Source organism: Thermococcus onnurineus NA1 (assembly GCF_000018365.1).
Classification (GTDB): domain Archaea; phylum Methanobacteriota_B; class Thermococci; order Thermococcales; family Thermococcaceae; genus Thermococcus; species Thermococcus onnurineus.
In genome coordinates, this window is record NC_011529.1 from 1,185,530 (window position 1) to 1,200,506 (window position 14,977).

Annotated in this window: 20 protein-coding genes; 8 read left to right on the forward strand and 12 right to left on the reverse strand. The window is 53.5% G+C overall.

What is annotated here, in order from left to right; genetic code table 11:
* Positions 1-7: 7 nt before the first annotated feature.
* Together TON_RS06595 and TON_RS06600 are read right to left on the reverse strand one after the other, a co-directional pair.
* Positions 8-301 carry a hypothetical protein gene (locus TON_RS06595; protein WP_012572265.1) on the reverse strand — a complete coding sequence of 98 codons (294 nt, stop codon included), beginning with the start codon at positions 299-301 and terminating at the stop codon, positions 8-10.
* 18 nt (positions 302-319) lie between these two features.
* Positions 320-823, reverse strand: coding sequence for a GNAT family N-acetyltransferase (locus tag TON_RS06600; RefSeq protein ID WP_012572266.1), 504 nt, complete (start codon positions 821-823; stop codon positions 320-322).
* A gap of 70 nt (positions 824-893) precedes the next feature.
* Here TON_RS06600 and TON_RS06605 point away from each other — a divergent pair, with 70 nt between their 5' ends.
* Positions 894-1,427: a multiprotein bridging factor aMBF1 gene (locus TON_RS06605; RefSeq protein ID WP_012572267.1), complete on the forward strand. Its 534-nt coding sequence runs from the start codon at positions 894-896 to the stop codon at positions 1,425-1,427.
* Between the two features lie 4 nt (positions 1,428-1,431).
* Here the strand turns inward: TON_RS06605 and TON_RS06610 are convergent, their stop codons facing one another.
* On the reverse strand, positions 1,432-1,839 hold the full coding sequence (locus TON_RS06610) for a DUF356 domain-containing protein (protein WP_012572268.1): 408 nt from the start codon (positions 1,837-1,839) through the stop codon (positions 1,432-1,434).
* 213 nt (positions 1,840-2,052) lie between these two features.
* Here TON_RS06610 and TON_RS10295 point away from each other — a divergent pair, with 213 nt between their 5' ends.
* The 5 genes from TON_RS10295 (at position 2,053) to TON_RS06625 (ending at position 4,661) form a co-directional block, all read left to right on the forward strand.
* On the forward strand, positions 2,053-2,592 hold the full coding sequence (locus TON_RS10295; protein WP_012572269.1) for a DUF505 family protein: 540 nt from the start codon (positions 2,053-2,055) through the stop codon (positions 2,590-2,592).
* On the forward strand, positions 2,502-2,837 hold the full coding sequence (locus TON_RS10675) for a DUF505 family protein (protein WP_012572270.1): 336 nt from the start codon (positions 2,502-2,504) through the stop codon (positions 2,835-2,837). The genes TON_RS10295 and TON_RS10675 overlap by 91 nt, the downstream gene beginning before the upstream one ends.
* Complete coding sequence (locus tag TON_RS10650) at positions 2,762-2,950, forward strand: DUF505 family protein (RefSeq protein WP_238516384.1); 189 nt, start codon at positions 2,762-2,764, stop codon at positions 2,948-2,950. Before TON_RS10675 ends, TON_RS10650 begins: the two co-directional genes overlap by 76 nt.
* Before the next feature lie 104 nt (positions 2,951-3,054).
* Positions 3,055-3,633, forward strand: a complete 579-nt coding sequence (locus TON_RS06620; RefSeq protein ID WP_012572271.1) for a TATA-box-binding protein — start codon at positions 3,055-3,057, stop codon at positions 3,631-3,633.
* Complete coding sequence (locus TON_RS06625; RefSeq protein ID WP_048055083.1) at positions 3,627-4,661, forward strand: histone deacetylase family protein; 1,035 nt, start codon at positions 3,627-3,629, stop codon at positions 4,659-4,661. The genes TON_RS06620 and TON_RS06625 overlap by 7 nt, the downstream gene beginning before the upstream one ends.
* Before the next feature lie 14 nt (positions 4,662-4,675).
* Here TON_RS06625 and TON_RS06630 read toward each other — a convergent pair whose 3' ends face one another.
* The 3 genes from TON_RS06630 to TON_RS06640 are packed head-to-tail and all read right to left on the reverse strand — an operon-like array spanning position 4,676 to position 8,618.
* Positions 4,676-5,284 carry an indolepyruvate oxidoreductase subunit beta gene (locus TON_RS06630; protein WP_012572273.1) on the reverse strand — a complete coding sequence of 203 codons (609 nt, stop codon included), beginning with the start codon at positions 5,282-5,284 and terminating at the stop codon, positions 4,676-4,678.
* Positions 5,281-7,227: an indolepyruvate ferredoxin oxidoreductase subunit alpha gene (gene iorA, locus TON_RS06635; RefSeq protein ID WP_012572274.1), complete on the reverse strand. Its 1,947-nt coding sequence runs from the start codon at positions 7,225-7,227 to the stop codon at positions 5,281-5,283. Before iorA ends, TON_RS06630 begins: the two co-directional genes overlap by 4 nt.
* Before the next feature lie 11 nt (positions 7,228-7,238).
* Positions 7,239-8,618 (reverse strand): acetate--CoA ligase family protein, encoded by a 1,380-nt coding sequence (locus TON_RS06640; RefSeq protein WP_012572275.1) that lies wholly within the window; start codon positions 8,616-8,618, stop codon positions 7,239-7,241.
* 186 nt (positions 8,619-8,804) lie between these two features.
* Between TON_RS06640 and TON_RS06645 the strand changes: the two genes are divergently transcribed.
* Together TON_RS06645 and TON_RS06650 are read left to right on the forward strand one after the other, a co-directional pair.
* The gene (locus tag TON_RS06645) at positions 8,805-9,479 is read left to right on the forward strand and encodes a metal-dependent hydrolase (RefSeq protein ID WP_012572276.1); all 675 of its coding nucleotides are present in this window, start codon (positions 8,805-8,807) and stop codon (positions 9,477-9,479) included.
* Positions 9,480-9,524: 45 nt separating this feature from the next.
* The gene (locus TON_RS06650) at positions 9,525-10,523 is read left to right on the forward strand and encodes a cell wall-binding repeat-containing protein (RefSeq protein WP_012572277.1); all 999 of its coding nucleotides are present in this window, start codon (positions 9,525-9,527) and stop codon (positions 10,521-10,523) included.
* Positions 10,524-10,596: 73 nt separating this feature from the next.
* On the opposite strand, the gene TON_RS06655 is transcribed toward TON_RS06650, so the two are convergent.
* Genes TON_RS06655 through TON_RS06680 form a run of 6 tightly spaced genes read right to left on the reverse strand, consistent with a single transcriptional unit; the run spans position 10,597 to position 14,947 of the window.
* Positions 10,597-10,743 (reverse strand): C2H2-type zinc finger protein, encoded by a 147-nt coding sequence (locus TON_RS06655; protein WP_012572278.1) that lies wholly within the window; start codon positions 10,741-10,743, stop codon positions 10,597-10,599.
* A gap of 48 nt (positions 10,744-10,791) precedes the next feature.
* Positions 10,792-11,604, reverse strand: a complete 813-nt coding sequence (locus TON_RS06660; RefSeq protein ID WP_012572279.1) for a hypothetical protein — start codon at positions 11,602-11,604, stop codon at positions 10,792-10,794.
* Between the two features lie 43 nt (positions 11,605-11,647).
* The gene (locus TON_RS06665; RefSeq protein WP_012572280.1) at positions 11,648-12,289 is read right to left on the reverse strand and encodes a membrane protein; all 642 of its coding nucleotides are present in this window, start codon (positions 12,287-12,289) and stop codon (positions 11,648-11,650) included.
* A complete protein-coding gene (locus tag TON_RS06670) occupies positions 12,289-13,005 on the reverse strand; it encodes a creatininase family protein (RefSeq protein ID WP_012572281.1) in 717 nt (238 codons plus the stop codon). The genes TON_RS06665 and TON_RS06670 overlap by 1 nt, the downstream gene beginning before the upstream one ends.
* 10 nt (positions 13,006-13,015) lie before the next feature.
* Entirely contained in the window at positions 13,016-14,158 is a 1,143-nt protein-coding gene (locus TON_RS06675) for a glycosyltransferase family 4 protein (RefSeq protein ID WP_012572282.1), read from the reverse strand.
* On the reverse strand, positions 14,159-14,947 hold the full coding sequence (locus tag TON_RS06680; protein WP_012572283.1) for a UbiA prenyltransferase family protein: 789 nt from the start codon (positions 14,945-14,947) through the stop codon (positions 14,159-14,161). It abuts the gene before it with no gap.
* Positions 14,948-14,977: the final 30 nt, after the last annotated feature.

Here is a 14,977-nt window from a genome sequence, read left to right on the forward strand (position 1 = left end):
AACAGGATCAACTCTTCTCAATCCTCATCTTATCCCCGCTCTCGAACTCCAGCTCAAGTTTGCCTTTCTCCATCTTCACCTTCACACCATCAACAACGGCCTCTAGCTTTCCATCCTTGGCCTCGACGCCGAGCATCTCGGCTATCTCTCCAACGCTCCTCAGCGAGCCGTTCATCGTGGTTTCGAGCTTCTCCCCACCGCTCTCTATCGTAACCTTCAGCTTCCCCCTTCCTTCCCGTATAAAACTCTCCTCGTTCAAGTTTCTCACCCTCTCAGGGTTTGGCGGACGTATGCAGAGCATTCAATCCACCCAATAGTTTTAGCTCTCTCTCTTCCCTTTATCATCCTTTCGAATGTCCTTTACCATTCGAACCCATATCCCGCTCTGCTCTACCCTTCTGAAGCCGCAGTCCTCGTAGAATTTCATGGCCTTCTCGTTCTTCTCGCCCACCCAGAGCTCTATCCTGTCGTTGTACCTGCTCAAGTATTCGAGGCACTTTTCCATCAGCTTGTGCCCGATTCCGTGCCCCTGAAAGCGCTTGTCAACGACGAACTCGTGGATAGCTCCAACGGTCCTCCCCTCGTACTTGCTGTACCAGTCATTGTCACAGACGATAAAGCCGGCTATCTCGTCGCCGACTTTGGCAACAAAGAAGCCGTCCTTGGCTTTGTTCCAGCACCAGCGAAGGTAACGCTTGGCGTAACTCTCACCCTCACCACCGTACTCTCGCATACCCTCGTAGCCGCTCATGTATATCTCTATCAGCCTCTCAAGGGTCTCCTGATCGAGCTTTTGCAGCTTCTCTATCCTTACCTTACTCATCAATATAAGCTCATCGAGGGGTTTAAAAAGGATAGCTCCGAGCTTTAGGTGGAGTCAGAAGGTGATTGAAATGGCGAAGGCTAAGCCGAAGTACTGCGAGATATGCGGCGCGCCCATAAGGGGTCCAGGTCACAGGATAAGGCTCGAAGGAGCCGAGGTTCTCGTCTGCGACCGCTGTTATGAGAAGTATGGAAGGAAAAAGGCAGGCTTCAGCATAATGCCCACGGGCAGGCAGCCAGTCAGGAGGACCTACTCACGGCCAAAACCCAAGCCGGCTCCCAAGCCGAGGACGGAAAGACCTCTTTACACAGAGGAGATAGTCGAGGACTTCGCTGAGAGGGTTTACAGGGCCATACAGCGCTCGGGCAAGAGCTACGAGGAGCTTTCGCATGAAATTGGCCTTTCGATGAAGGACCTGCGCGCGATAGCCCACGGCTACCGTGAGCCCACGATAAAGGAAGCGAAGAAGCTTGAGAAGTACTTCAAGATAACACTCATCGAGAGAGTTGAAGAAGAAGTTAAAGAGAAGGTCACAATTCCAAAGGACTACGAACCGACACTTGGTGATATAGCCAACATCAAGATTCGGAAGAGGAAGAAGTGAGGACTTAGAACTCCTCCAGATCTTCCTCCCTCTTCTTCTTGAGCTTCTCAGCCTTCGTTCTCTTCGGCGGGTGGAAGCCTTTGAGCTTCTCGAAGGTTCCCCACATACGAATTAACTCCTCCCAGACCTCTGTATCGGGGGGAATAACCAGAATGTGAGCAGGTGGATGAATATCCATCAGCCTGCCTATCGCCTTAGCTGGAGGCAAATCTATCTGCGCTATCACGTGGGCCCTGAACTTTTTCCTCGGCTTCTCACCGCTTATCTTCTCAAACGCCCAATCAGAGAGTACGGGAGGTATTATCCTCGGATCCCCCCTTATCTTCATGCCGCCGTAGCGGACGAGGTCGGCCAGTGCTATGCTGGCCTTCTGAAAGTTGTCAGTCCTTACCAATACCATCGTGTTTCTCATATTCTCACCAATTCGTCCTTGTTGTGAGCCTTTTTAAGCCTTCTCAATTTTTAGTTACCGAAGTTTTAAAAAATTCGAGTGAGGAAAAGTGCAGAAAACAACCGGAGGAATGATGATGTTCCTGAAGAGGAGGCACCTGGAGATTCTCAGGGAGATGAAATAATCTAGATACTCAAACTGGCTGTCGAGACCGGCCAGATTCCAGAGGAATGGATGAAGCTCCTCAGGGAGAGGCAACTCGCCGACGAGAACAGTGTCAACGACCTCAGCAGAGAACTTCTCCAGATATACCGCGAGAGCCACCCGATAGTCTACCTCACACCCGAGATAGTCTCCTTCCTGAGAGGGATGCCCAAGATTGGAACACTCGACGAGCTGGTGAACTACAAGAACTCGAAGCTCTACGAGGACAACCTCGTCAATGCACTGCAGGCCACGAGACTGCTCCTGATTTCGCCGGCAACGGAGAGTGGTAGAGCCTTCACCACAACACCGGCTGACAAGCTCGCACTCAGGGCCGCAAGCATGATTCCCGTCTTCGCCGGGACTATAATCCTGAGGAAAGAAGATTTTGAAGCTCTCAAGGCCGGAAAGAGGAGTGAGGGCAGCGATGCCCAGGCTTCACCGATGAGAAAGGAATCACCGAATTCGGTAAGACCGTCATGGAGACCTACGAGGCCATGGGAAGGGTTGAGGAGAAGGTACTGCCCATTTACCTGCTTGCAGACGAGCTCAAAGTTCTCAAGGCGATAGCAGAGATAGAGAAGAAGCACGAGGCCAACCCAGAGATACTGCCCACCTACACCGAGATCGAGAAGCTTGCCAAGGTCGATGATCTCGGAGCCATACTTCACCTGCTCGAATCAAAGGAACTCCTCGAGAGAAAGTTCATGAAGAACAAAGACACCTACTGGTTAACAGAGTGGGGCAGAGAAGCCAAGGAGTTCGGCGTTGTAGATACAAGAAGGACGAGATCGACGTCATTAAGAAGTACCTAAGCCTCAGCGATGAGGAGATAAAGAAAGTCCTAACAATGCTGAGGGCACTTGGATTCCTCGGCGAGAATAGCCTCACAGAGGCTGGAAAGGTGCTTGTCGAGGCTTACCTATGAACCAGTATTCTTTTACTTTTAACACTTGAACGACCTAAACCTTTAAAAACTCCTTGCGTTCATTTATAAAGGGTTTTTAAACCCACCATCTGGAGGTGTAAGCCTTGGTCGACATGAGCAATGTAAAGCTCAGGATTGAGAATATTGTCGCTTCTGTGGACTTATTCACTCAACTCAACCTTGAGAAGGTCATCGAAATATGCCCCAATTCCAAGTACAATCCCGAAGAGTTCCCTGGAATAATATGCCGCTTCGAGGAGCCGAAGGTGGCCCTGCTAATATTCAGCTCCGGCAAGCTCGTCGTCACCGGTGCCAAGAGCGTCGAGGACATCGAGAGGGCTGTCAACAAGCTCATCCAGATGCTCAAGCGTATAGGTGCCAAGTTCCAGCGCGCGCCGCAGATAGACATCCAGAACATGGTCTTCAGCGGCGATATAGGAATGGAGTTCAACCTCGATGCCGTTGCTCTGAGCCTGCCCAACTGTGAGTACGAGCCCGAGCAGTTCCCGGGCGTTATCTACCGCGTTAAGGAGCCAAGAGCCGTTATACTGCTCTTCTCCTCAGGAAAGATAGTCTGCTCTGGAGCCAAGAGCGAGCACGACGCCTGGGAGGCTGTTAGGAAGCTCCTCAGGGAGCTTGAGAAGTACGGGCTCATCGAGGAAGACGAAGAGGAAGAATGGTAAGCCCTTGGAGGACGCGGGCCTTGCCCGCCTATGAAGTTTTGTACTCTCCCATTTTCCGTGAACACAGGCCAAAAGAGTACCATCCCGAAAATCCGAGCAGACTTGAGTACGCAATCGAGGGACTTAAAGAGCACAACCTATGGATCAACGTGAGGGAGCCGGAGGACACGACCATAACCGAACTTCTTAAAGTTCACGGACGCGAACACGTTGAACTCATTAGAAAACTGAGCACAGGTTTTGACTACCTCGATCCCGATACCTACGTTTCCCCTGGAACCTGGGAGGCGGCTTTGAAGGCGTTAGGGGCTTCAAAAGAGGTCGCTCTATCCGCCATGGAGAAGAAAGGCCTTTATCTTGCCCTAGTTAGACCGCCCGGGCACCACGCAGGCAAAGACGGCAGGGCCTTCAACGCCCCTTCTTTAGGCTTCTGCATATTCAACAACGCTGCATTCGCCGCATACACTCTGAAGGAACTCAAAGGAAAGGTCGTTATCGTAGACTTCGATGCCCACCACGGCAACGGCACTCAGGAGATATTCTGGAACGACCCGAACATAATCCACATAGACATTCACGAGCGCGACATCTATCCATGGAGCGGTTACGAGCACGACATCGGCGGCAGAGATGCAAAAGGAACAAAAATAAACATACCCATGCCGCATTACTCTACTGATGACGACTACATCTTCGCCTGGAGAGAGGTCGTACTGCCGATCCTTGAGGAAATCAAACCGGAGGTCGTTTTAGTATCTGCAGGCTTTGATGGCTTTCGCGGCGAGTACCTCACGATGCTCAGACTAACGGAAAGGTTCTTCCGCTATGCGGGCTCAACGCTGTCCAGGTACTCCCTCGCTGTAATCCTCGAGGGTGGCTACAACGTTGGGCTGAAGAAAGGTCTGCCTGCCTTCATAGAGAGCTATTTAAACGAGAAAGACGTCGAAGAAATCGCCCATCCAGGCTACGAAGCAATAAAAACTGTGGAGAGTGTGGTAGAAATACAGAGGGAGTGGTGGGGGATTTAAGAAAAACAGGGGCATCAAAGCCCCAGCATCTCTTTTGCCGCCTGGACTCCGAGGTCGAAGGCCTTCATGTTGACCTCAACGGCTTTCGGCGGGACGCTTACGCGAATGACTTCCTTGACGTGCTCGGCGTCGAGCGGAAAGCCCGGTGTCTGGGTCAGTGCGCCGATGAGGACGACATTCGTGGTGATGACGTTGCCGGCCTTCATGGCGAGCTCTTCGGCGTCGAAAGCCATGAACTTGGCCTCAAAGTCCTCCTCGACGACCTTCTTTATCTCCTCGAGACTCGGGTACTTGGCGAGGCCCATGGAGACCTGAACCGGCGGAATCGGCCTCGCGTTGGTGAAGACCAGGCCACCCTTCTTGAGGTAGTTGATGTAGCGGAGAGCCTCAACCGGCTCGAAGCTTAGGATAACATCGGCCTTTCCTTCAGGAACCATTGCGCCATAAACGTCCTCGCCGAAGCGGACGTAAGCGATAACGCTACCGAAGCGCTGGCTCATGCCGTGAACCTCACCAACTCTCACTTTGTAGCCGGCGTGGAGGGCGGCCCAACCAAGAAGGTTGGCGGCAGTGAGGATACCCTGGCCGCCAACTCCAGTGATAACGATGTTGTACTCCCTCATAGCTCTCCCTCCCTGACCTTCTCAAAGGCATCGAACGGACAGACCTGCGCACATCCGCCACAGCCCCAGCACATGAGCGGATCGACCTTGGCCTTGCCGCTCTCAGCATCCCAGTAGATCGCAGGACAGCCGTAGGCGTTGATACATATCTTACAGCCGGTACACTTCTCCTCGTTGACCTGGTATAGCGGCCACTTGATTCCGGCCCTTCTGAGCTCGCCGATCCTGTGGAGGGCGCAGACCCTTCTCGAAACAACGACGCTCACACCCTCAACCTGGAGGGCCTTCTTGATGGTCTCGGTGGTGGCTTTTATGTCGTAGGGGTCAACGACCGCAACAAAGTCTGCACCGAGTGCCCTGGCGACCTCTTCGATCTTGATCTGCTTACCCGGTCCGTGCGGGGTGTCGCCCGTTCCCGGGTTCGGCTGGTCGCCGGTCATTGCCGTGACGAGGTTGTCCACGACAACTATGACGACGTTGGAGCGGTTGTAGATGGCGTTCGCCAGAGCCGGAAGTCCCGTGTGGAAGAAGGTCGAGTCTCCAATGGTTGCCACGATGACCTTCTTCTCTTTGCCCTCCTTGTGCTCATCCTCAGCGACAGAACCGTTGAGGGCTATGCTGAGACCGTGGGCAACTCCGATCGAACCGCCCATCGCGACGGTTGTATCGACGGCCTTGAGCGGCGGGAGAACACCGAGGGTGTAACAGCCGATGTCGCTCGGGAATATCGCCCTAGGCGTCGCGGCCTTCTTTATGGCGTAGAAGGTGTTCCTGTGAGGACAGGCAGGACAGAGGCTCGGCGGCCTCGGCGGGACCATCTCACTAACTTTCTTATACTTCTCGTCAAGCTCGGCGAAGTCTATGGGCGTCTCAAGGCCGAGGAACTTCGCTATGGCCTCGACGGCCCTCCTCGTGGTCATCTCGTAAATCCTCGGGACGAGATCCTTGCCGTGAATCGGGATGGTGAGGCCCTTGTCGTAGGCCCAGGTCTTGACCTGCTCCTCAACGACGGGCTCGAGTTCCTCAACGATGAGAACCTTCTCAAGGCCGTCAATGAACTTCTCGAGCAGGCCGTAGGGAACAGGGAAGGGCGTTCCAAGCTTGAGGATTTTGACGTCTTCGATGCCGAGCCAGGCAAGGGCTTCTTTAACGTAGGCGTAGCTCAGACCGGGAGCTATGATACCGACCTTGGCGTCTTCCTTACCCTCTATCCAGTTGAATGGGCAGTTGTTAAGCTCCTCGCGGATCTTCTCGATCTTCTCTAGTATCTGCGGGTGGAAGCGTCTGGCGTTGGCTGGAACATCGACGAATCTGCTCGGATCCTTCTTAAACTCACCGAACTTCCTCTTACCGGTCTTTATTTCCTCTGGAAGCTCGCCGAGAACAACATCTCCCCTCGCGTGGGAGCTTCTGGTGGTGGTTCTGAGGATAACGAAATGCTTAAACTTCTCGCTCAGCTCGAAGGCGTACTTCGTCATCTCCTTGGCTTCATGCGGTGAAATCGGCTCGAGAACCGGGACGTTGGCGAACTTAGCGTAAACACGGGTATCCTGCTCGTTCTGGCTGCTCCACATGCTTGGGTCATCCGCCACCATTATGACGAAGCCGCCCTCGACACCCATTCCGACGGCGCTCATGAAGGTGTCAGCAGCGACGTTCAAACCAACGTGCTTCATTGCCGTCATAGCCCTCAATCCAGCCCAGGCGGCGCTCAAAGCGGTCTCAAAGGCAACCTTCTCGTTGGTCGAGTACTCCATGTAAACACCGGCCTTTTTAGCAACCATGGCCATGGTGTCGGTAAGCTCTGAGCTTGGAGTTCCAGGATATGCCGCGAAAACCGCTATGTTGGCCTCAAGTGCTCCTCTGGCTATGGCCTGGTTACCGAGGAGGATAACCTTCTCCCCGGGCTTGTCCCACAACACTATGTCGGTAACCTTCGCCATCCAAAATCACCTCATTTTTCTTCCTTCAAAATTCCAACGTCCTTCGCGAATTCGACAAGGGCATAAGCAGCAGAAGCAACATCTTCCGGCCTCTCGTAGCTTGGAATGCCTGCCTTTTCGAGAACCTCCTTGGCGGGCTCGCTTATGTAGCCGGCCATAAACAGTCCAAGAACTGGCTTGCCGTTGTTGACCTCTTTAACCGCCCTGACGACGCCTTCAGCGTGCTCGGTTGGCGTCATTCCTGCGAAGGTTGGGACAACGCATATCGCTATAAGCATGTCAACGTTCGGGTCCTCGAGGAGGAGCTTCGCAGTTCTGTAGTAGTCCTCGCCTCTCGCGCTCGCTATCATGTCAACAGGGTTCTTCACCGCTGCCATCGGCGGGAGGAAAGAGCGGAGTCCCCCCATCGTCTTCTCCTCGAGGTTTGCAAGCTTGAGGCCGCGCTTATCAATTTCATCCGCAGTGAGGACTCCTGGCCCACCAGCGTTGGTCATTATCGCGACGCGCTTACCCTTCGGCAATGGCTGGGTGAAAGCCCTCGCCATGCTTAGCATGTCATCTATAGTATCAGCCACGATGATGCCGCTCTGCTTGAATGCGGCTTCATATATCTTGTATGAACCTGCAAGAGAACCCGTGTGACTTGAGGCTGCCCTGGCTCCACTCTCGCTCTTTCCGGCCTTGAGGACTATGACCGGCTTCTTCTTGGTGACGCGCTTTGCGACCTCCATGAACTTCCTTCCGTCCTTGATGCCCTCAATGTAGAGTGCTATGGCCTTGCTCTCCGGGTCGTTCGCCAAATACTCCATGAACTCGGCGAAGTCAACATCAGCCATGTTGCCTATGCTGACGAACTTGGAGAACCCTATGCCCTCCTTGATGGTCTTGTAGATGATTCCAGCTCCCAGAGCTCCGCTCTGGCTGATGAAGGCGATGTCCCCCTTCTTGGCGTTGGCTACGAAGGTGGCGTTCATGTCGTTGTGAGTGTTCATTATGCCGACGCAGTTCGGTCCGACGATCCTCATGCCGTATCTGTGGGCTATCTCGACGAGCTCGCGCTCCTCCCTCTTGCCATCCTCGCCAACCTCGCCGAAGCCCGCTGTTATGAGGATTATCCCCTTGACGCCCTTTTCGCCGCAGTCGATTATCGTCTGCTTTACGAACCTCTTCGGGACGACGACAACCGCGAGCTCAACCTCATCTGGGATGTCCTTGACGTTTTTGTAGGCTTTGACGCCCTGAACGACCTCATCCTTGACGTTAACCGGGTAAACCTTGCCGTCCTTGTAATCTTTGAGGTTCTTGAAGACCTCGTAGCCCAGCTTGAGGGGGTCATTAGAAGCTCCAATAACAGCTATGGCCTTGGGTTTAAAGAAGTAATCAAACGTCATCACATCACCGAGCTAGACTCGGCGGAATTCTATATAAGCTTTCCTAAAAAGGACAGTGAGGCAGATATGGGCATGGAAGAGAATAAATAAAGCTCCGATGGGCTAAAAAGACCATCATTGCCCACTTCCAGAGAAGTCGAAAGATTTAAGTAAGTTCTGGTTATTATATCCGTCGGAGGTGATGACATGGTGAAGGTGAGGTTTTTGGGCCACGCTGCTTTCGAGATCGTCGGAAGCAAAAGGATTCTGATAGATCCCTTCCTGACCGGCAATCCTGCAGCTGCCGCAAAGCCTGAAGAGCTCGAAGCAGACCTGATTTTAATAACCCACGCCCACGGTGACCACATTGGTGACGCCGTAGAGATAGCCAAAAGAACTGGTGCCAAGATAGTCGCCATGTACGACATAGCCAATTACCTTGTCGAGAACAACCCTGGTATAACAACTATCGGAATGAACTATGGTCCGACCGAGGTTGATGGGGTCAAGATAGTCCAGGTTCCAGCCTGGCACTCCAGCAGCGATGGTAAGTACAGCATCGGAAACGCCTGCGGCTACGTAATCGAGCTCGATGGAGTCAAGATATATCACGCCGGCGACACCTTCGTGTTCAAGGACATGGAACTCCTCAACGAACTCTACGGGCCGATTGACCTGGCTTTACTCCCGATAGGTGGTCACTTCACGATGGGACCGAAGGAGGCCGCAAAGGCTGTGGAGCTTCTTAAGCCGAGGAAAGTCGTTCCGATGCACTACAACACCTGGCCACCGATCGCCGCGGACCCGGAAGAGTTCAAGAAGCTCGTCGGGGACAAGGCGGAGGTCATCATCCTCAAACCGGGCGAGATCCTGGAACTTTGAAAAACCTTTTAAGGAGCTTTCCCCACTCTTTTTTCAGGTGATAAAATGGTTAAAAGGGCCATTGCCTTGGTGCTCATCCTGTTCATGGTTTCATCCCTCACACTGCCCCTCTCCGCCGCTCAAGAGGAGACCCCAAAATACGACCTGATAATCGTGAGGAATGATGATCTGATAGATTACATCGTGGCGTGGCCCTACGCCAAAATGCTCGGTGTCCCTATTCTGCCTGTCGATCCGAAGGAACTCGATCCTGGAACGCTGGCCCAGCTCCAGTCCTACGCTCAGTTCGGCTGGAGCCATGTACTTATCATAGGAGACTCTCAGGCCGTAAGCAACGAGGTTCAGGACGAACTGCTGAACATAGGCTTTGTGGTCGAAAGGATAGGTGGGGCCGTTAGAACAGAAACCGCCGCAAAGCTGGCCCTCCATTTCTACCCCAACGGCGCGGAGACCGTTGTTGTCGCAAGCTCCAGTGATTACGGTTCGGCTCTGGCGGCAGCAAGATGGGCAATGAACTATGGCGATCCTCTGCTCCTCACACAGGAGGACGCTCTGTCAGACTCAACGGCCAACGCAATACAGAAACTCAACCCAGATCTTGTCATCCTGATCGGTGCAGGAATGTCAAAGGATGTCCAGAAGAAGATAGAGTCCCTGGGCTACGAGACCTACTGGGTGAAGGAGAACATAGAGATAACCGTGCCCAAACCTGAAGAAGGAACTAACTGGGTCATGGTCATCGCTGCGGTGATGTTGTCTCTGGCAGTCGCAGTGCCGGTTTCGCTCTACTACGCCAAGAAGCGCTGGGCGGCAAACAAGGTGCCTATCGAGGTTCTCACCGAGAAAGAGCGTATAGTTGTCAGGGCAATCCTTGAGAGGGGCGGGATTGTCAAGCAGGAAGAGCTTCCGGAGCTTACCGGCTACTCAAGGCCAACGATAAGCAGAATCATCCAGGAACTCGAGAAGAAGGAGCTCGTCACAAGAGAAAAGGTCGGGAAGACGTTCATCGTCAAGCTAACGAAAGAGATAGTAATCAGAGACTAACGGTCAGCAAGCCCGAACCGCTCATCACGGTTCAGACCCTTAATCTTTTCTTCATCCCAGAAAAAGGGAAGAATCAGGCCTTTCTGAAGAGATGGCCGTGCGCTTTGTTGATGTGCCTCACATAGTCCTTGCTCTTGCGGAAGACCATCCCGCACCTGGGGCAGCGGAAGTAGAGCTCTCCGTCCCTGTCCTTGAACTTGATGGCCTTCAACACCGCCATCTCCTCCACCCCCGTCGCTGGTAGGAGATTGAATTTTTAAGCTTTATGTCAGATCCATATCCTGTTGCCCTTCACCTTGAGGTAGCCCAGCGTTTGGAGCTCCTTCAGGAAGTCTTCTATCGCTTCTTCATCAAAGTATATGTTTAGTCTCTCGTGCTTCCCCTCGACCACTATGGGTTCTCTCTCAAGGAGGGTGTCAATGAGCTCGTTCTTCCTTCTGTGCTTTTCAGCGAGATCGAGGATGACGTCAGTCAGGACGGAGCGGGCTATACCGCCGAACATCGCCTCAACGATGCTCTCCTCAGTTGCATAGTCCTCAGCTATCTCGAGTGCAGCCTCAACGAGCTCCCTGTCAACTTCCATGACCTCAACGTAGTAGTGCTTCTCAAGTGTGAACTCTGTCACCATGCTCGTCTCGAAGCGCTCCTCGAGCTCCTCGAGGTACTCGTCAACCTCCTCTATCGGAAAGCGCAGCTCGACCCTCAGGCCATCCAGCAGAGGTTTCTCCATGAGGACGAGCCTCCCATCCTCCTCAACGACCGCACCGGTCTCGATGAGTGATGTGACTATGAGCAGCTTACCCAGGTCAGACTCGTCAAAGAGCTCCTCAAGGGCCTTCCCCTGGTTGACCTCCCAGTTGGCCATGATGTCGTCAAAGGCAGCCCTCAGCTCCTCGAGGCTCTCTTCAAGGGGCTCTATACCCTCCGCCTTCTCAACGAGCTCGGCATAGGTGCCGCTTATGACGATGTAGTGTGCTATCTCGGGCGAAACCTCTTCCTTGGTCCTGTTCATTATCCCAGCCCTGCTCAGCTCCCTCGAGAGGGCGTTCATATCGTCTTTGCTAAGAACCTCGAACCTCAACCGTCTCACCGATTAAAGAGAAAGAAGGAAAGGTTATTAACCTTTAGGCCTCGGCAAGGGCCGAGAGGAGCGCCTTCAGGGGCTTGTTGTGGAGGGACGAGAGAACTTCCTTAAGTTCTCCCTCCATACCCTTCTGATAGGAGGTGTAGAGGTACAGCGCGTAGGCCATGAGCTTCGGGTCGCCCTCGTTCATCCTCTCGACGGCTTCCGCCAGGATAGGATTGGTTAGAAGCTCATCGGCGAGGCTCCTCAAGGCTTCCCTGTCCCCTTCCTCAATGGCCTTCCTAAGCGGACGGTAGAAGAGGGACAAAACAAGTCTGGCGAGCCTCTCCCTCTCCTCTAGCTCATCCATTGGTGTCTTTGGCTCCTCCCGCTTGCTCCACAGCAGGTATATGAGCGGGAAAACTATGGCCGTTAAAGCAACAAAGAGATACGGCAGGAGCGGGATATTGATCTCTCCGGGGAGGCGGTTCCTGATGCTCATGAGGGCGAGGAATCCCACAAGCATCCAGACGCCCATGAGCAGGAGATAGTAGATTGAGTAGTCTTTTCTCCGGAACGCCCTGTACTTGGACGGTGCGCCTATCTCATCAAGGTAGCGAAGTCTGTTCTCCACGAGTTCTATCTCAGCCTCGAGGCGCTTTATACGCTTATCAAGTTCCTCCAGAACTTTCTCATTTTCCATTAATCCTCACCCAGCAGAAGGCGAGCTATCTTCTCGCTGATTACACCCAGTATTGCCTCGCCGTTCTCCCTTGTCGCAGATCCGGGATCGTCGTTGACTCCATCCGGAAACAGTTCCCTCCCTATGTCCTTCCTGATGACCCTAACCCTGCTCGTCCTTTTCTCGCCGACTGCTTTGTCCATCTTCACGAGTTCCGGCCTTATGGCGAGCATCACCGACGTTTCGTCCTGGCCTGCATGGCCCTGGCTGGAGCATATGCTGAGTATGTCCTCCCTGAAGTCGATCCACCAGTTTATGAGCCATATCTCGGCGTTCGGATAGCTCTCCGCAACTTCCTCGGCCGCCTCAATGAGAGGGTAAACGTTGCCCCCATGGCCGTTCATGAGGACTACCCTCTTGAAGCCCTCCTCGACGAACTCCGAGATGACCTCCCTAACGTAGGCTTTGAAGGCATCGGCTCTAACGTCGATGGTCCCGGGATAAACGTTCAGGACGAATGTATGGCCGTACCATATCGGCGGCGCTATTAGAACGTCCTTCCCCGCGTTTCTCACTCTCTCCTCCACGCGCCTGCAGAGCTCTAGAGGGGCAAAAACGTCAGTACCAAGAGGCAGGTGCCTGCCGTGGGCTTCCACACTCCCAACGGGAATAAGAACCGTATCTATTGATTTCTTAGCTTCCTCAAAATCAGGCCAGGTGAGTTCTTCCATCCTCATAATTATCCCCTTACCCCATAAGGAGTGCATCCTCATAAGCCTTTTCTATCTCTGCAGCGACCTTTTTCCACGAGTAACGCTCCTCCACAGCTTTCCTTCCGTTGCTTCCGAACCACTTCGCGAGTTCCTCGTCGTTGAGGAGCTTTTGAATTGCATCCCTAAGCGAAAGCTCGTTGCCTGGTGGAACGAGGAGTCCACTTCTACTCTCCTTAATTATCTCGGGGATTCCCCCAACGTCCGTCGCGACAACGGGGATGCCCGACGCCATCGCTTCGAGAATTACTATACCGAAAGCCTCCGCCGTAATGGATGGAAGGACAAAGACATCCGCCATGCCGAAGAGCTTCGGAAGGAGAGAGCTCTCCACATAGCCAAGGAAGCGCACCCTGTCCTCCATCTTCAGGAACTTAGCCTGCGCCTTCAGGAAGGGAAGCATCTCACCCGAGCCAACCAAGATGAGTGTCGCGTCCTCTATCTTCGAGAAGGCATTGATGAGAACTTGAGGTCCCTTGCGGTAGCTCATCCTGCTGACATACAGGACAACCTTTCCCTCAATACCGAGTTCTGACTTGAGGCGGTCTCTTTCCTTATTACTCAAGGGTTTGAAGATCTCATCGTCTACCCCGTTCGGGATGACCCTCACAGGAACATCCGTGAAGTGGTTGATGAACGCCTCTGCAGCCTTGCTGACAGCTATTATTTCGTGGGGATAGCGGAGATATCTGCTAAAGAGAGGGATAGTCAGTCCGAGAGCTTCCCAGAGCCGCGATTCGTAGGAGAAAGATATGCTGTGGGTTGTCAGCAGGGTCGCCTTCCCGAGGGTTCTACCGGCTTTAACAGCCTTGAGCGCAAGGGGTGTAAAGGCGTGGTGGGAGTGCACGACATCGTAATCCTCCAAAAATTCACCCAGCCCTTCACTCGATGCGAGGGAGTAGCTCATGTTGATCCCAAGTATAGGGCTTACCCTCCCCGGAACCTTAACGAGTTCGATGCCAAGGCTTTCGAGTTCCTCCTCCTTCCCGGTCTCGAGATCGTTGGTAACAATGGCCACTTCATGACCGCGCTCTCCGAGGTGAATTGCAAGGTGGTGCATGTGGCTGGCGACGCCGCCGACCTTGGGGTAGTACCAGTCACTGACGAGGGCGATCTTCATTCACACCACCGTCCCGAGCAGGTGTGTGATGAGCAAAGCGACCACTCCAGCATCCATGAGCCTGTAGTTGTCCTTGAACCCGTAAACGGCCACTCCCAGTGCCCCGAGGGCGAAGTTGAAGGAAGCGAGCAGGAGCACCAGTGAAAGGGCCGAGAAGACCACCACGAGGGTCTCTGAGGCTTCCCTGCCGAGGACTATTGGCGTGGTTTTCAAGCCTGCCCTGAGGTCGCTCTCGTAGTCCTCAAGGTGGTTTCTCAGCTCCAAGGCAAAGGAGTAAAGGAGCACCGCGACGGCTATGGTTATCTCCCCCCGCGTGAGGATACCATCGAAGTAAGCCCCGTAGAGGAAGGGCAGCACCCCGAAGAATATTCCGTGGGAGAGCACGTCGATTATCGGACGGGCCTTGAGCCTCGGTGGGGCTGAGTAAACCGTTGCAAGGGCAACCATTGTAACGTATATCCAGAACTCGCCTCTGCCAAGGGTGCTGGCGAGGAAAATTCCCACGAGGATAATCAATGTGGAGGATATGACTCCAGCACGGAAGCTCAGCTCACCGCTGGCTACCGGGTTCTTATCCCACTTGGCCGGGTTGAGGGAATCGGTATCGGCATCGAAACAGTTGTTTATCGCGAAGGCATATGCAACATACAGGATAAGCGAGACAACCAGTATGAACGCATCATAAACATCGGGATTACTGGAAAAACTCATCGCCAGGCCAAGGAGGCCAATGCCAATGAACGCTCTTCCATCGAGGATTCTGGTGTTTTTGAAGGCTGCCTTGAGCACGGGTTAATCACCTCCAAAAAGGTATTGAAG

Excerpts from the sequence above, each read along its gene's own strand:
- TON_RS06595 (WP_012572265.1), bottom strand. The coding sequence starts at position 301 with ATGCTCTGCATACGTCCGCCAAACCCTGAGAGGGTGAGAAACTTGAAC.
- TON_RS06650 (WP_012572277.1), top strand. The coding sequence starts at position 9,525 with ATGGTTAAAAGGGCCATTGCCTTGGTGCTCATCCTGTTCATGGTTTCA.
- TON_RS06640 (WP_012572275.1), bottom strand. The coding sequence starts at position 8,618 with ATGACGTTTGATTACTTCTTTAAACCCAAGGCCATAGCTGTTATTGGA.
- TON_RS06610 (WP_012572268.1), bottom strand. The coding sequence starts at position 1,839 with ATGAGAAACACGATGGTATTGGTAAGGACTGACAACTTTCAGAAGGCC.
- TON_RS06600 (WP_012572266.1), bottom strand. The coding sequence starts at position 823 with ATGAGTAAGGTAAGGATAGAGAAGCTGCAAAAGCTCGATCAGGAGACC.
- TON_RS06605 (WP_012572267.1), top strand. The coding sequence starts at position 894 with ATGGCGAAGGCTAAGCCGAAGTACTGCGAGATATGCGGCGCGCCCATA.
- TON_RS06645 (WP_012572276.1), top strand. The coding sequence starts at position 8,805 with ATGGTGAAGGTGAGGTTTTTGGGCCACGCTGCTTTCGAGATCGTCGGA.
- TON_RS10295 (WP_012572269.1), top strand. The coding sequence starts at position 2,053 with ATGAAGCTCCTCAGGGAGAGGCAACTCGCCGACGAGAACAGTGTCAAC.
- TON_RS06625 (WP_048055083.1), top strand. The coding sequence starts at position 3,627 with ATGGTAAGCCCTTGGAGGACGCGGGCCTTGCCCGCCTATGAAGTTTTG.
- TON_RS06630 (WP_012572273.1), bottom strand. The coding sequence starts at position 5,284 with ATGAGGGAGTACAACATCGTTATCACTGGAGTTGGCGGCCAGGGTATC.
- TON_RS06670 (WP_012572281.1), bottom strand. The coding sequence starts at position 13,005 with ATGAGGATGGAAGAACTCACCTGGCCTGATTTTGAGGAAGCTAAGAAA.
- TON_RS06675 (WP_012572282.1), bottom strand. The coding sequence starts at position 14,158 with ATGAAGATCGCCCTCGTCAGTGACTGGTACTACCCCAAGGTCGGCGGC.
- TON_RS10675 (WP_012572270.1), top strand. The coding sequence starts at position 2,502 with ATGGAGACCTACGAGGCCATGGGAAGGGTTGAGGAGAAGGTACTGCCC.
- TON_RS06655 (WP_012572278.1), bottom strand. The coding sequence starts at position 10,743 with ATGGCGGTGTTGAAGGCCATCAAGTTCAAGGACAGGGACGGAGAGCTC.
- TON_RS06665 (WP_012572280.1), bottom strand. The coding sequence starts at position 12,289 with ATGGAAAATGAGAAAGTTCTGGAGGAACTTGATAAGCGTATAAAGCGC.
- iorA (WP_012572274.1), bottom strand. The coding sequence starts at position 7,227 with ATGGCGAAGGTTACCGACATAGTGTTGTGGGACAAGCCCGGGGAGAAG.